At 64.1% G+C, this 14,581-nt stretch carries 12 protein-coding genes; 7 read left to right on the top strand and 5 right to left on the bottom strand.

From position 1 onward, the window contains the following. Positions 1-111: 111 nt before the first annotated feature. Both ACYVOC_RS04345 and ACYVOC_RS04340 read right to left on the bottom strand, forming a co-directional pair. Entirely contained in the window at positions 112-3,423 is a 3,312-nt protein-coding gene (locus ACYVOC_RS04345; protein WP_461160972.1) for a carboxyl transferase domain-containing protein, read from the bottom strand. 204 nt (positions 3,424-3,627) lie between these two features. Further along, complete coding sequence (locus ACYVOC_RS04340) at positions 3,628-5,253, bottom strand: AMP-binding protein (RefSeq protein ID WP_461160971.1); 1,626 nt, start codon at positions 5,251-5,253, stop codon at positions 3,628-3,630. 109 nt (positions 5,254-5,362) lie between these two features. Between ACYVOC_RS04340 and ACYVOC_RS04335 the strand changes: the two genes are divergently transcribed. The 3 genes from ACYVOC_RS04335 to ltaE are packed head-to-tail and all read left to right on the top strand — an operon-like array spanning position 5,363 to position 8,450. Next, complete coding sequence (locus tag ACYVOC_RS04335) at positions 5,363-6,085, top strand: TetR/AcrR family transcriptional regulator (protein WP_461160970.1); 723 nt, start codon at positions 5,363-5,365, stop codon at positions 6,083-6,085. Beyond that, positions 6,082-7,323, top strand: coding sequence for a branched-chain amino acid ABC transporter substrate-binding protein (locus tag ACYVOC_RS04330; RefSeq protein ID WP_461160969.1), 1,242 nt, complete (start codon positions 6,082-6,084; stop codon positions 7,321-7,323). Before ACYVOC_RS04335 ends, ACYVOC_RS04330 begins: the two co-directional genes overlap by 4 nt. A 59-nt stretch (positions 7,324-7,382) precedes the next feature. After that, positions 7,383-8,450, top strand: a complete 1,068-nt coding sequence (gene ltaE / locus ACYVOC_RS04325; protein WP_461160968.1) for a low-specificity L-threonine aldolase — start codon at positions 7,383-7,385, stop codon at positions 8,448-8,450. Positions 8,451-8,545: 95 nt separating this feature from the next. Here ltaE and ACYVOC_RS04320 read toward each other — a convergent pair whose 3' ends face one another. Continuing rightward, the gene (locus ACYVOC_RS04320; RefSeq protein WP_116005849.1) at positions 8,546-9,262 is read right to left on the bottom strand and encodes a YggS family pyridoxal phosphate-dependent enzyme; all 717 of its coding nucleotides are present in this window, start codon (positions 9,260-9,262) and stop codon (positions 8,546-8,548) included. A 36-nt stretch (positions 9,263-9,298) separates the two neighbouring features. Here ACYVOC_RS04320 and ACYVOC_RS04315 point away from each other — a divergent pair, with 36 nt between their 5' ends. From ACYVOC_RS04315 to ACYVOC_RS04300, 4 genes are all read left to right on the top strand, one after another. Then, the gene (locus tag ACYVOC_RS04315; RefSeq protein ID WP_461160967.1) at positions 9,299-10,342 is read left to right on the top strand and encodes a type IV pilus twitching motility protein PilT; all 1,044 of its coding nucleotides are present in this window, start codon (positions 9,299-9,301) and stop codon (positions 10,340-10,342) included. A 56-nt stretch (positions 10,343-10,398) separates the two neighbouring features. Further along, a complete protein-coding gene (locus ACYVOC_RS04310; protein ID WP_116005847.1) occupies positions 10,399-11,031 on the top strand; it encodes a cyclic nucleotide-binding domain-containing protein in 633 nt (210 codons plus the stop codon). Positions 11,032-11,070: 39 nt separating this feature from the next. Beyond that, entirely contained in the window at positions 11,071-12,207 is a 1,137-nt protein-coding gene (locus ACYVOC_RS04305) for a PilT/PilU family type 4a pilus ATPase (RefSeq protein ID WP_116005846.1), read from the top strand. A gap of 69 nt (positions 12,208-12,276) precedes the next feature. Then, the gene (locus tag ACYVOC_RS04300) at positions 12,277-13,191 is read left to right on the top strand and encodes an NAD(P)-dependent oxidoreductase (protein WP_461160966.1); all 915 of its coding nucleotides are present in this window, start codon (positions 12,277-12,279) and stop codon (positions 13,189-13,191) included. Positions 13,192-13,223: 32 nt separating this feature from the next. On the opposite strand, the gene ACYVOC_RS04295 is transcribed toward ACYVOC_RS04300, so the two are convergent. Together ACYVOC_RS04295 and ACYVOC_RS04290 are read right to left on the bottom strand one after the other, a co-directional pair. Next, positions 13,224-13,901: a BON domain-containing protein gene (locus tag ACYVOC_RS04295; protein ID WP_461160965.1), complete on the bottom strand. Its 678-nt coding sequence runs from the start codon at positions 13,899-13,901 to the stop codon at positions 13,224-13,226. After that, positions 13,901-14,497, bottom strand: a complete 597-nt coding sequence (locus ACYVOC_RS04290; protein ID WP_461160964.1) for an SIS domain-containing protein — start codon at positions 14,495-14,497, stop codon at positions 13,901-13,903. The genes ACYVOC_RS04295 and ACYVOC_RS04290 overlap by 1 nt, the downstream gene beginning before the upstream one ends. Between the last annotated feature and the right edge of the window lie 84 nt (positions 14,498-14,581).

Here is a 14,581-nt window from a genome sequence, read left to right as displayed (position 1 = left end):
GGCAGGCTCGCCCGGTGCGGCTGACAAGCGTTTCAGCTTAGCACGGCCACCGCGTGAACAGGGCACGCCCCTGCCCGCGCCACGGCCTTGCCACGGGCCGGGCGCAAGGATCTACCAGGTGTCGATAAAGCGCGCTCCGAGTGCACCCACGCGCGCCGAGGCCAACCCCCGCGCCAGCCAGGTGCGCGTGTCCAACGGGTCGATCACGGCGTCGATCTCCAGCGTGGCGGCCATGTGCATGGCTTCGCCGTTGGCATACGACTTGGCGACCAGCTTTTGGTACAGCGCTTCGCGCTCGGGGCCTTCGGGGAGGGCTTCGAGTTCTTTCTTGAAACCCAGGCGCACCGCGCCCTCCAGCCCCATGGCGCCAAACTCCCCCGTGGGCCAGGCCACGGTGAACACGGGCGCATGCAGGCCACCGGCCGCCATGCCCATGGCGCCCAGGCCGTAGCCTTTGCGCAGCACCACGCTGAAAAACGGCACGCGCAGGTGCGCGGCAGTGACGAACATGCGGCTCACATGGCGCACCTGCGCGGTCTGCTCGACCTCGGGGCCGACCATGAAGCCGGGCGTGTCGATCAGGCTGACGATGGGCAGGCCATGCGCGTTGCACAGTTGCATGAAGCGCGCGGCTTTGTCGGCCGCATCGGCGTCGATGGCGCCGCCCAGGTGCAGCGGGTTGTTGGCCAGCAAGCCCACGGGGCGCCCCTCGATGCGCGCCAGCGCGGTATGGATGCCGGCGCCAAAGCCGGTGCGCAGCGCCAGCAGGCTGCCTTCGTCCACCAGGCCGCTCATGGCGGTGCGGGTGTCGTACACACGCAGGCGGTTTTCGGGCACCACGCTGCGCAGGGCGCGCTGGTCGGGCGCGCTCCAGTCGGCCCGGCGCCCCTGGAAGAATGACAGGTAGTGGCGTGCGGCGGCCACGGCTTGCACCTCGTCCTCGACCAGCACGTCGATCACGCCGTTGGCGTGCTGCACGGGACTCGGGCCGATCTGCTCGGGCTTGAAGACGCCCAGGCCGCCGCCCTCGATCATGGCCGGGCCGCCCATGCCGATGTTGCTTTGGCGCGTGGCGATGATGACGTCGCTGCAGCCCAGCAGGGCAGCGTTGCCGGCAAAGCAGCGCCCGGCCGTGATACCCACCACGGGCACCTGGCCCGACAGCGCGGCGTAGCTGGCAAAAGTATGGACATGCAGGCCCGCCACCACGGGGATGTCGGTGTCGCCCGGGCGGCCGCCGCCGCCTTCGGCAAACAGCACCACGGGCAATTGCTGGTCGAGCGCCACGCCCAGCATGCGGTCGGTCTTGGCATGGTTGCGCGCGCCCTGGGTGCCGGCGAGCACGGTGGCGTCATAGGCCATGACCACGGTGCGCGCCTTCTCCTCGCCGCACTGCACGCCGTTGACGGCGCCAATGCCCGTCACCATGCCGTCGGCCGGGGTGTTGGCGATCAGGTCGTCCATGCTGCGGCGGCGGGCCTGCGCGGCCACGGCCAGCGCGCCGTATTCGATGAAGCTGCCTGCATCGCACAAGTCGGCAATGTTCTCGCGCGCCGTGCGCTGGCCTTGCGCGTGGCGCTTGGCCACTGCAGCGGGGCGATGGGCGTCGAGGGTGAAGGCGTGGCGGTCGATGACACGCTGCAGGTCGGCGCGGATGTGGTCCGGGTCGCTCTCGTGCGCCTGGGCCTGCGCCACTGCGGCGGCGTCCTGCACGGGTTCAAGCACCAGCAGCGGCTGGGCCTGCACCAGATACGCCCCGGGCGCTGCGGCCATCGACTGCACACGCCCGGCATGGGGCGCCAGCAGCACATGCTCCATCTTCATGGATTCGAGCACCGCCAGGTCGGCACCGGCCGCCACCACATCGCCCACGGCCACGGCCCACTGCACCAGGCGTGCGGGCATGGGGGCGCAAACGCTGTTCGGGTCGGCTGCGGCCAAGGGGGTGGCGGTTGCAGAGTTTGAATGATTTTGGCCTCCAGCGCTTACAAGATAAGCGCTATCAGCTATCTTTTGAGAAGCATCCAGCAACGCTGGCAGCACCTGCTCCACCCAGCGCGTGTGCACCTGCTGGCTGGCCATCTCAGGCCGCTCGGCCACGGCGCGCAGCAGCGAAAGGTTGGTAGCGACGCCTTCAATGCGGCACTCGGCCAGGGCACGTTGCGAGCGGCGCAGCACATCGGCAAAGTGGCTGCTGCGCGAGGACACGATGAGCTTGGCCAGCAGCGTGTCGTAGTGGGGCGAAGGCGTGGCGCCGGCCACACCGTGGGTGTCCACACGTACGCCCGGCCCGGCAGGCAGGTCAAAGCGCGTCAGTGCGCCGCTGCCCGCCACCGCGCCGCCCTGCGCATCCAGCGTTTCAGCGTTGATGCGCCACTGCATGGCAAAGCCCCGCACCGGCGGCGGCGCGGCCGGGTCCAGGCCCAGGTCGTGCAGGCTCTGGCCTGCCGCCAATTGGATCTGCGCCTGCACCAGGTCCACACCCGTGACCTCTTCGGTGATGGTGTGTTCGACCTGCAGGCGCGGGTTGGCTTCGATGAAAACGTAGGGCAATGATTCGCAAGCCAGATCCACCAGGAATTCAAAGGTGCCCAATCCCTCATAGGCCACGGTGCGCGCCATCGTGAGGGCGTCTGCCGTGATGCGCTGGCGAAGCTCCTGCGTGAGGGAGGGGCTGGGCGCAATCTCCACCAGTTTCTGGAAGCGCCGCTGCAGCGTGCATTCGCGTTCGCCCAGGGCAACCACCTGCGCTCCATCGCCCAGCACCTGCACCTCGATGTGGCGCGCGTTCTCCATCAGGCGCTCCACGTAAACGCCCGCCACGCCGAAGGCGGCCTGCGCCTCGCGGCGGCAGGTGTCCCACGCGGCAGGCAGTTCGGCCTCGGACTGCACGGCGCGCATACCGCGCCCACCGCCACCGCCAATGGCCTTGATGACGATGCCCACCTTCCGTCCATCCACCTGCTGGGACTGCCAGAAAGACTGGGCCTCTTCGAGCGTGACCTCGTGCTGCGTGCCCGGCATCAGCGGCACGCTGCAACGCTGCGCCAACGCGCGCGCCTGGGCCTTGTCGCCAAACAGCGCCAACTGCGCGGGCGTGGGACCAATGAAGCGCAGGCCCGCCGCCTGGCAAGCCTGGGCAAAGTCGGCGCGCTCGCTCAGGAAACCGTAGCCGGGGTGCACGGCATCACAGCCTGTGGCCTGCGCAATGGCCAGCAGCCGCGCAGCGTCCAGGTAGGCCGCAGGCCCGGTGGCTCCCAGCGCCACGGCCTCGATGGCGGCATGCACATGGGGCGCCTGGGCGTCGTCGTCGGCATACACCGCAACGCTGGCAACTCCCAGGTCGTGCAGCGCACGCGCAATGCGCAGGGCCACCTCTCCCCGGTTGGCGATCAAGACTTTGGAAAAATACGGCGAGTTCATGGTTTTGCTTCTTTTCTGATAGCTGCCAGCGTTTGCTGCATAAGCGCTGTAGGCCTATTTCGGTGACATCTCAATGATCTAGGCGCTGCGTGTGAAACAGGCGCAGCCCAGGCCAGGGCTGCTGCGCAAGGGCCGCCAAGCTGCCTAGGCGGCTTCGCTTGCGTGCGCTGGTGCGCCCCCCTGCCCGCAGCGCCACAGGGGGTGTCACTCATCCTTCAACATGCGGCGCAGCACCTTGCCTGCGCCGGTTGACGGCAAGGCGTCGATGAAACGCAGCTCGCGCGGCGCCTTGTAGGGGGCCATGTTCTCGCGCGCCCATTGCAGCAAGGCTGCGGCGTCCACGTCCTGGCCCGGTTTCTTCACAATGAAGGCACGCACGATCTCTCCCTTTTCGGCATCGGGCACGCCGATCACCGCCGCCTGGGCCACGGCGGGGTGCTTGCACAAGATGGCCTCCACTTCTTCGGGGAACACGCTGTAGCCCGAGACCTTGATCATTTCCTTGAAGCGGCCCGTGAAGGTGAGGTAGCCGTCAGCGTCGATCCGGCCCATATCGCCGGTATGCACCCAGCCATTGCGCAGCGTCTGCGCGGTGGCCTCGGGCTTGTTCCAGTAGCCCTTGAAGTTGCCGGGGCCGCGCACGATGATTTCGCCCATTTCACCCGCCGGCAGCGTGGCGCCCGTTTCGGGGTCGATGATGCGGATTTCGTTGCCTGGCACGGCCTTGCCCTGGGTGCCCCAGCGAATCGCGTCGTGCGGCATGCTGGTGTCCACGGTGTGGGTTTCCGACAGGCCATACGAGGCCTCAAAACTGGCGCAGTTCGGAGCAAACTGTTTCCACTGCTGCGCCAGCGCCTCGGTCAGCGTGATGCCGAAGCTGGTGACCGGGTTCATGCGCAGCGCTGTCAGGTCGCGCTCGCGCAGGCCGGGCACCTGCATCAGGGCGGCGTTCATGGGGGCGATGCTGTACCACCAGCCCACGCGGTGGCGCTCCAGCGCCTGCGCCACGCCCAGGGGGTCAAAGCGGTACATCAGCACCGAGGTGGCGCCCGTGAATACCGGCACGTTCACGCCCATGACCATGCCGGCAATGTGGTACAGCGGCGCGACAGACAGCAGCACATCGTCGCCGCGCACACCGTTGCATTGCGCGGCCGCCGCCGTCTTGAACAATGCATTGCCATAGGTCAGCATGGCGCCCTTGGGCAAGCCCGTGGTGCCCGAGGTGTAGGTCATCAGTGCCACATCGTCCATGGCGATCTGCACCGGAGCGGGCGAGCCGCCCGCGCGCACGGTGGCCAGAAAGTCTTCGCACCCGGCGGGCACGGTTGCGGCCGCGGCACGCATGGCCAGCAACTCCGCCGGCACATCAATGGCGGGGGCATCGGGCAGCAGTTCGGCGTAGCGCACGACAAACACATGCTGCAATGCCGTTTGGGCGCGCACCTTGTCCACCACGGGCAAGAGGGATTCGGCCGCCACGATGACGCGCGCCTGCAGGTCGCCCAGCTGGTATTGCAGTTCGTGCTCTTTGTTCAACGGGCCGCAGGGGCAGACGATGGCACCGATCTTCTGGATGCCGAAGTGCGCCATGAGGTACTGCGGACAGTTGTTCAGGAACAGCGCTACCGGGTCGCCCTTTTTCACCCCCAGGGCCTGCAGGCGCGCGGCAAAGGCATCGCTGGCGCGGTCCAGCTCGGCCCAGGTGATGGTGTGCCCGTACCAGATGCAGGCCACGCCTTCAGGGGTGGCGCGCGCATGGCCGCGCAGGTATTCGTGCAGGGGTTGTGCAAGGGGTGCGCCTGCGGCGCCAGGGATGGGTTCGGTCATGAATGTGTCTCCTGTGTGTCTTATTCCGCCGTGACTCAGGGTTTGCGATAGGCACATGGCCCTGCCAGCGTCTTGCCAATATATACCGATTGGTAGAACAATGATACCCATGGGTATAACCAGAGCGACACCAACACAGACCGTGGCCACACTCGGCACGTCGCCGGTCAAGGCGCGCGGGCGCCAGAAGACATCTACGGCCAGTACCGACGAAAAGCGCGAGCGCATCCTCAAGGCCGCCGAGGTGTTGTTCGACCAGCAGGGCTACGCCAACACCACGATGGAGCAAATCGTGAGCGCGCTGGGCGTAACCAAGCCCTATGTCTACTACTACTTTCACAACAAGCAGGAAATCTTCGAAACACTGTCGTGGCGGCCTACGGTGGCCTGCTTTACAGCCATGGATTTCCCGGAGGACGACCACCGCCCCGCGCACACCAAAGTCACGGAAGGCATCGAGCGGCTGATCCGCTCCACCATCGAGCACCACCCCGCAGCCTTCTTTCCGTACCGCGAGCCCCAGGTGTACCGGCCCGAGTACATCGCCATGCAAAAGAAGCTGGCCAACCACTTCTACGAACGCCTGTGCACCCTGATGGAGGAAGGCCGGCAGGACGGCATGTTCGATTTCAAGGAAACGCGCCTGACCGCGCTGGCGGCCTGCAGCCTGCCAGGCTTTCTGTACCACTGGTACCGGCCCGACGGACGCCTCTCGCCCGCCGAGGTGGTGCGCGAACTCTCTCAACTGTCGTGGCGCGTGCTGGGTTTGCGCAGCAAACGCCGCCCCGGCGCATCCCATCCCCCTTCAACCCCGGAGACCTCCTCACCATGAAATCACTTCTCAAGCCACTGGCGGCAGCGGCCCTGCTGTGCGCCAGCGCCGCCCACGCACAAGACACCTTCAAGATCGCCTACATCGACCCCCTCTCGGGGCCGTTCGCCAACGTGGGCGAGCTGATGCTCACGCACACGCAGTACGCCGTGGAAGACATCAACGCCAAGGGCGGCGTGCTCAACGGCACCAAACTGCAGCTGCTGCAGTTCGACAGCAAGCTCTCGGCCCAGGAGAGCCAGAGCGCGCTGCAAGCCGCCATTGACCAGGGCGCCCGCGCCATCGTCACCGGTGGTTCGGGCTCGTCGGTGGTGACGGCGCTGGTGCAGGCCGCAGCGCGCCACAACCAGCGCAATCCGGGCAAGGAAGTGATTGTGCTCAACCACTCCTCCATCGACCCCGAGCTGACCGGCAAAGCCTGTAATTTCTGGCACTTCCAGCTCGAGGCGAACACGGCCATGAAGATGAAGGCCATCGCCAACTACGTGAAGAAGCAGCCGGACATCAAGAAGGTCTACCTGCTCAACCAGGACTACGCGCACGGCAAGCAATGGGCGCATTACGGCCGCGAGATGGTGGGCCTGGCACGCCCCGATATGCAGTTCGTGGGCGAGACTCTGCACCCCATTGGCCGGGTCAAAGATTTCGCTCCCTACCTGGCCAAGATCAAAAGCAGTGGAGCCGATTCGGTCATCACAGGAAACTGGGGCCAGGACATGACGCTGCTGCTCAAGGCGGCGGGCGATGCGGGCTACAACCTGCGTTATTTCAACCACAGTGCGGGCTCCATTCCGGGCACGGTGCTGGCCGTCTCGCAAGCCAAGCTCGGCCAGCTGACCTGGGTGGCCGAATGGCACCCCGGCCAGGCAGCAACCCCCAAGGTAGACGCACTGGCGCAGGCCTACAAAGCCAAGACAGGCAAGGAATTTCTGGCGCCACGCATCGAGATGACGCCGCGCTTCCTCGCAGCAGCGATCAACAAGGCACAGTCCACCGACCCGATGAAGGTTGCACGGGCGATGGAGGATCTGACGATCGACTCCGTCGTCGGCCCGGTGCGCATGCGCGGCGAAGACCATCAGTTGCTGCTGCCCCAGGTGGTGAACACCATTGCGCCGGTGGACGGCAAGGCGGTGAAGATGGGCTGGGATGGCACCAACTATGGCTTTCGCACCGACGCAGCCTATACCGGCAACGAGCTGGCCCAAGGCACGGAGTGCAAGATGACAAGGCCCTGATCCTGCGCACCGGCACGCCGGCCGATACCATGGGCGGCTTCTTCACGAGAGAGATCCCCATGCCCGACTTTCGCAGCGACACCGTGACCCAGCCGACTCCCGCCATGCGCGCCGCCATGCAGGCAGCGCCGCTGGGCGACGATGTGTTTGGCGACGACCCCTCCGTCAACGCGCTGCAGGAGCATGCGGCGCAACTGCTGGGCTTCGAGGCCGCGCTGTTTGCGCCCTCGGGAACGCAGACCAACCTGATCGCCCTCATGGGCCACTGCCAGCGCGGCGACGAGGCCATCGTCGGCCAAAGCTGGCACACCTACCGCTGGGAGGCCGGCGGCATGGCGGTACTGGGCTCCATCCAGCCCCAGCCGGTGGAAACGCAGAACGACGGCACGCTGCTTCTCACCGACATCGCTGCTGCCATCAAACCCGACGATCCACACTTTGCGCGCACCCGCCTGGTGGTGCTGGAAAACACGACGGGCGGCCAGGTGCTGCCCGCCACCTACATCTTTGATGTGGCGCAGCTGGCGCGCACGCGCGGGCTGGCACTGCACCTCGATGGCGCCCGCCTGTTCAACGCCGCCACGGCCTATGCGCAAGCCCAAGGCACCGATGTGTACGACGAAGCCCGCGCACTGTGCGGCCATTTCGACACGGTTTCGCTCTGCCTGAGCAAGGGTCTGGGCGCGCCCGTAGGCTCACTGTTGCTCGGGCGTGCAGACTTCATCCGCCAGGCCCGGCGCACCCGCAAAATCCTGGGCGGCGCCATGCGCCAGTGCGGCATGCTTGCGGCTGCCGGGCTCCATGCACTGCAGCACCATGTGCGCCGCATGGCCGACGACCACGCCCTGCTGCGCCAGCTTGCCGACGGGCTGGCCCAGGCCGGGCACGACCACCCCGTACTGCAAGGGCGGCTGGCGGTGGTTTCGGCGCATACCAACATTTTGTTCACCGATGTGGGTGCCGATGTGGCTCCGGCGCTTACCCGTTGGCTGGCACAGCACGGCGTGCGCTGCACCAGCAGCCTGTATGGCGGCCAAACGCGCCTGCGCTGGGTCACGCACCTGGACGTGGGGCCCGACGGTGTAGCGCGAACACTGGACTGTGTGCAGCGCTTCAGAACGGCCTAATCATTCACTTTATAGCTATTAAATCAATAGCTACTACCGCTGAATGGACGGGCGCTAGAGGCCAATTTTCTTTCAACCCACGGAAAACTTGCGCTTCACGGCGCGGGGCGTTGCCTGCCACCAAAGATGCCTGTGCCCACGCGCACCAGGGTGCTGCCCGCAGCAATGGCGGCATCGAGGTCGGCGGTCATGCCCAGCGACAAGGTATCGAAGCACTCCAGCCCCGACAGGCCCGAGCCGCGGATGCGGTCGAACACGGCACGCGCACGTTGGTGTAGCGCGTACTGGGCAGCGTAGTCGGCCGCTGGCTCAGGAATGCTCATCACGCCGCGCAGGCGCAACTGTGGCAGCGCCGCCACGGTTTGCGCCAAGACCAGGGCCTCGTCAGGCAGCACTCCCGATTTGGTCGGCCCGCCGTCCACATTGACCTGAATGCAGACTTGCAAGGGCGCCTTGTGCGCAGGCCTTTGGGCTGCCAGACGTTCGGCGATCTTGGCTCGATCCAGGGTATGCATCCAGTCAAAATGCTCAGCCACCAGGCGTGTCTTGTTGCTCTGCACAGGGCCGATGCAGTGCCATTGCAGCGTGGGCACATCCATCTGCTGCAGCGCCGCCATTTTTTCCACGGCCTCTTGAATGTAGTTTTCGCCAAACGCCTGCTGCCCCGCCTGGGCCGCCTGGAGAACGGCTTCGGGGCCAAAGGTTTTGGAAACGGCGAGCAGTGAAACACTGGCTGGATCGCGCCCGGCGGCTGCGCAGGCCTGCGCAATCCGGTCATGAACCTGTTGGAGGTTGTCGGCAATCGTGGTCATAATGTTTGCCAAGCGTACCAAACGATCGAGGGAACCGTGGACATTACCCAACTGCTGGCGTTCAGCGTCAAAAACAAGGCTTCTGACTTGCACCTGTCCGCGGGCTTGCCGCCGATGATTCGCGTGCACGGCGATGTACGCCGCATCAACGTCGATGCACTGGACCACAAGACGGTTCACTCCATGGTGTACGACATCATGAGCGACTCGCAGCGCAAAACCTATGAAGAGTTCCTGGAGGTCGACTTCTCGTTCGAGATCGACGGCTTGGCACGCTTTCGCGTCAACGCCTTCAACCAGAACCGCGGCGCGGCCGCCGTGTTCCGGACCATTCCGAGCAAGATCCTGACGCTTGAGCAACTCAACGCACCCAAGATTTTTGGCGACCTGGCACTCAAGCCGCGCGGCCTGGTGCTGGTGACCGGGCCCACGGGCTCGGGCAAGTCCACCACGCTGGCGGCCATGGTCAACTTCCTCAATGAGAGCGAATATGGCCACATTCTCACCGTGGAAGACCCGATTGAGTTCGTGCACGAGTCCAAGAAGTGCCTGATCAACCAGCGCGAAGTGGGGCCGATGACGCTCTCCTTTGCGGCAGCACTGAAATCTGCACTGCGCGAAGACCCGGACGCCATCCTGGTGGGCGAAATGCGCGATCTGGAAACGATTCGCCTGGCCATGACCGCAGCAGAAACCGGCCACCTGGTATTCGGTACGCTGCACACCTCCAGCGCAGCCAAGACCATCGACCGGATCATCGACGTGTTTCCGGCCGAAGAAAAAGAAATGGTCCGCTCCATGCTGTCCGAGTCTCTGCAGGCCGTGATCTCGCAAACCCTTTGCAAGCTCAAAGACGGCTCTGGCCGCGTGGCCGCGCACGAGATCATGCTGGGCACGAGCGCCATCCGCAACCTGATCCGCGAGGCCAAGGTGGCGCAGATGTATTCCACCATCCAGACCAGCAACAGTGTCGGCATGCAGACACTGGACCAGAACCTGACCGATCTGGTGCGGCGCAACATCATCAGCCCCGCCGAGGCCCGCAGCAAGGCCAAGATCCCCGACAACTTCCCAGGTTGATCTTCATTTCAACCGTCTGACACCGGCCGCCTACTGGCGGCCCACTGGAGCACCCCATGAAAGGCATTCTTGGTCTTTTGCGTATGACGACGCGCAACAACAAGCCGCAGGACCACCAGGACTCCGTCTTCTTTTCGACCGCCTTTGCCAACCAGGGCGTGGAGTCAACCATGCTGGTGCCCTGGGAAGCGCGAGCGGTGGAGGTAGGTGCCAAGCGCATGCCGGTCAGCCGAGGGGGCAAACTGCTGCAGGCGCTGTGGGCGAAAGACAAGTACATGGCCCATCTGGACCAGGATGCTGTCAAGCGCATGGAGCGTTTCTTCGAGTTCGCCCAGGTACCGCCCAACCGCGATGTGATTCGCCAGGACGAATACGGCAACTTCATGATCGTGCTGTTGACCGGCACCATTGCCGTGGACCGTGTGCAACCGTGGGGAGAGCAATTGCGACTGGCAGAAACCCGCCCCGGGGACATCCTGGGCGAGATGTCGCTGCTGGACAGCGGCATCCGCTTTTCGGCCTGCACCACACTGACCGATTGCGAGATTGCCGTACTCAGTGCCGACGCCATGGACGACATGATGGACAAAGATCCGCAGCTTGCCGCCAGCCTGGTGGCTTTGCTGGCACGCAAGCTGTCACTGCGCCTGCGGGTGGTCAGCGCACGTTTGAGCGAAAACCAGAAATGATGCACCAGCGCGCAGACGCCAAGTGCGGGAGGATTTGAAATGGAACGCGATCAGGCCAGTAAATTCATCAACGATCTGCTCAAGCTGCTGGTCAGTCGCAATGGCAGTGACTTGTTCATCACGGCCGAATTTCCACCGGCCATCAAGGTCGATGGAGCCATTGCCAAGGTATCGCCACAGCCGCTGTCCCCCAACCACACCCTGACGCTGGCCCGCTCCATCATGAGCGACAAGCAGGCCGCTGATTTCGAACGCACCAAGGAGTGCAATTTCGCCATCTCACCGTCGGGCATCGGCCGCTTCCGTGTGAACGCCTTCATCCAGCAAGGCCGCGTGGGCATGGTGATGCGCGTGATCCCGCTGACCCTGCCGACCATCGACGGCTTGGGCGTGCCGCAGGTACTCAAGGAAGTCACGATGACCAAGCGCGGCTTGTGCATCCTGGTGGGTGCCACAGGCTCGGGCAAGTCGACCACGCTGGCCGCCATGGTGGACTGGCGCAACGAACACTCTTTCGGCCATATCATCACGGTCGAAGATCCGGTCGAGTTCGTCCACCCGCACAAAAACTGCGTGGTGACGCAGCGCGAAGTGGGTCTGGACACCGACAGCTGGGAAGCCGCCCTCAAGAACACACTGCGCCAGGCGCCCGACGTGATCCTGATGGGCGAAATCCGCGATAGGGAAACCATGGAACACGCGATCGCGTTCTCGGAAACCGGCCACCTTTGCTTGGCGACGCTGCATGCCAACAGTGCCAACCAGGCGCTCGACCGCATCATCAACTTCTTCCCGGAAGAGCGCCGTGCGCAGCTGCTGATGGATCTCTCACTCAACCTGCGCGCCCTGGTTTCGCAGCGCCTGATCCCGAAGCAAGACGGTAAGGGCCGTGCTGCGGCTGTCGAGATCATGCTGAACACTCCGCTCATTTCCGACCTGATCTTCAAGGGCGACGTGGCAGAGATCAAGGAGATCATGAAAAAGAGCCGCAACCTGGGCATGCAGACCTTTGACCAGGCTCTTTTCGATCTGTTCGAAGCCAATGTCATTACCTACGAAGACGCCTTGCGCAATGCCGACTCGCTCAACGACCTGCGCCTGCAGATCAAGCTCAGCAGCCAGCGCGCCAAGTCGACCGACCTCGCTTCGGGTACGGAGCATTTCGTGATCGTCTAAACGCACACCGACTGCGCGCCTCCCGGCCCGCGCACGCCGCGGGCTTTTTTCATTCAAGGATTAAACGCCATGGCCAGCACCAATGCCCGCACGTACGAACCCCTCGCTTCTCGCAAGATCGCCTTTCTAGGACTTGGTGTGATGGGCTATCCCATGGCCGCACATCTGGCCCTGGCCGGCCACCAAGTGGCGGTATACAACCGCACTGAATCCAAAGCAGTCGCGTGGTGCACTGAATATGCCCACACCAACGCTCCACCGCACGCTCCTTCGCCACGCCTGGCCGCTAAGGATGCTGAAATTGTGTTTTGCTGCGTGGGAAACGACGACGACCTGCGCTCCGTGGTACTGGGTGCCGATGGTGCCTTTGCCGGTATGGAGCCCGGCGCCGTTTTTGTGGACCACACGACCGCATCGGCGCAGGTGGCACGCGAGCTGTATGGTGCGGCCCGCACCCTGGGCCTGCATTTCATAGATGCACCGGTCTCCGGCGGTCAGGCAGGCGCGCAGAACGGCCTGCTCACCGTGATGTGCGGTGGCGATGCGGCAGCATTCGAGAGGGTGCAATCCGTAGGAATGGCGTTTTCCCGCGCCTTCACCCGCATGGGCGAGTCTGGTGCAGGTCAGCTGACCAAGATGGTGAACCAGATCTGCATTGCCGGGCTGGTGCAGGGGCTCTCGGAGGCCGTCGCCTTTGGCCAGCGCGCCGGGCTGGATATGAACCTGGTCCTGGACGTGATTGGCAAAGGCGCGGCACAAAGCTGGCAGCTCGACAACCGCGGCAAGACGATGGTTGCGGGGAAGTTTGACTTTGGCTTTGCCGTGGACTGGATGCGCAAGGATTTAGGTCTGGTGCTTGCCGAGGCCCACCGCAATGGTGCGCGTTTGCCTGTGACGGCCCTGGTGGACCAGTTCTATGGTGACGTGCAGCAGCTGGGCGGGCACCGCTGGGATACGTCCAGCTTAATCAAGCGCCTCGGCTGAAGATCAGCGGTCCCTTCTCCTGGCTGCCCCTTTCAGGGTGCGCTGCGAGGTGCTGCGCTGCCCTCGCCATTGTCCTGGGTCACTGGCGCTGGCTTGGACGCCGTCATGCGCGCCAGGTCCGCGTCACTCAAGTATTCAAAAACCCGGACAACTTTGCTGACGCCAGTGACACCGCGGGCAATGGATGTGGCGCGAGCGGCCTCGCGCTGCGTGACCAACCCCATGAGGTAGACCACGTTGCGCTCCGTTACTACCTTGAAACTGCTGGCCGATAGATCCTTGGCATCGACCAAACTGGCGCGCATCTTGCCAGTGATGAACGTGTCATTCGAACGTTGCCCCAGCGAAGTACTGGGCATGACCGCCAACTCATTCACCACGGAGCGAACATTTTCCACGCCGCTGACGATCTTCTCAATCTCCTGCCGTGCCTCGGCCGTGCCGACCTCTCCCGTTATGAGCACCTGGCGGTTGTAGCTGGTCACATTGACGTGCACTTTGTCGCCATAAGCACCATGAATGCGATTGGACGAGCGCAGCTCGATGGTTTCGTCCTCGATCTGGGTTCCCGCAGTCCGGCGGTCGATCGCCATCATGCCGCCAAGAGCCGCACCGCCCAGCACCACGGGCGTCGCGCAACCTGCCATACCCGCAGCCAATGCGGTTGCAGCCATTACCGCACACAAGGCGCGATTCATACGATTTGTCATCACGAAATCTCCTGTTCACCAAACAATTGGGCATCCATGCCATCGCAGAGACAGTTGATCACCAGGGTGTGCACTTCGCGCACACGCGCTGCACGATCGTGCGGAACACAAATCAGCACATCGGTCTCCCGCACTGCTGTCGCCAAATTCCCACCTGTACGGCCCGTCAGCGCAACCACTGTCATCTCTCGCTCGTGTGCCGCATGCACGGCGGACAGCACGTTTGCATCTGCCGCAGTCGTACTCACGACCAGTAGCAAGTCTCCTGCTTGACCTAATGCGCGCACTTGGCGGGCAAACTGCTGGGGTTCGTCCGTGCCACCCGCATTCACGGTCAGCAGCGCACCATCTGCACACAACGCAATCGCAGCGAATTCAGGACGCTCGCGCTCGAACCCTGCCACGCAGCAGGTCGCAAACTGCTGTGCATGCGCAGCCGATGCACCACTGCCGCAGGCAAGAATTTTCCCCCCACTGGTAATGCTCGCAAGCAGCGCCTGCACGGCATCAGAGATGGGGCGCGCCAGGATCTGGGCAGACTGGTATTTCAAATCGGCACTCTCGATGAAGTGCTCCTGTATACGTTGCTCAAGCATGGGCCGTTGCGATATTGGACTGGTTTCAGACCGATGATGATACCCCTCGGTGTTATGAATTTTGTAGCAATCGGTACCTTGTCT

This window comes from Simplicispira piscis, assembly GCF_054783455.1.
This window is presented reverse-complemented; position numbering and strand designations above follow the sequence as displayed.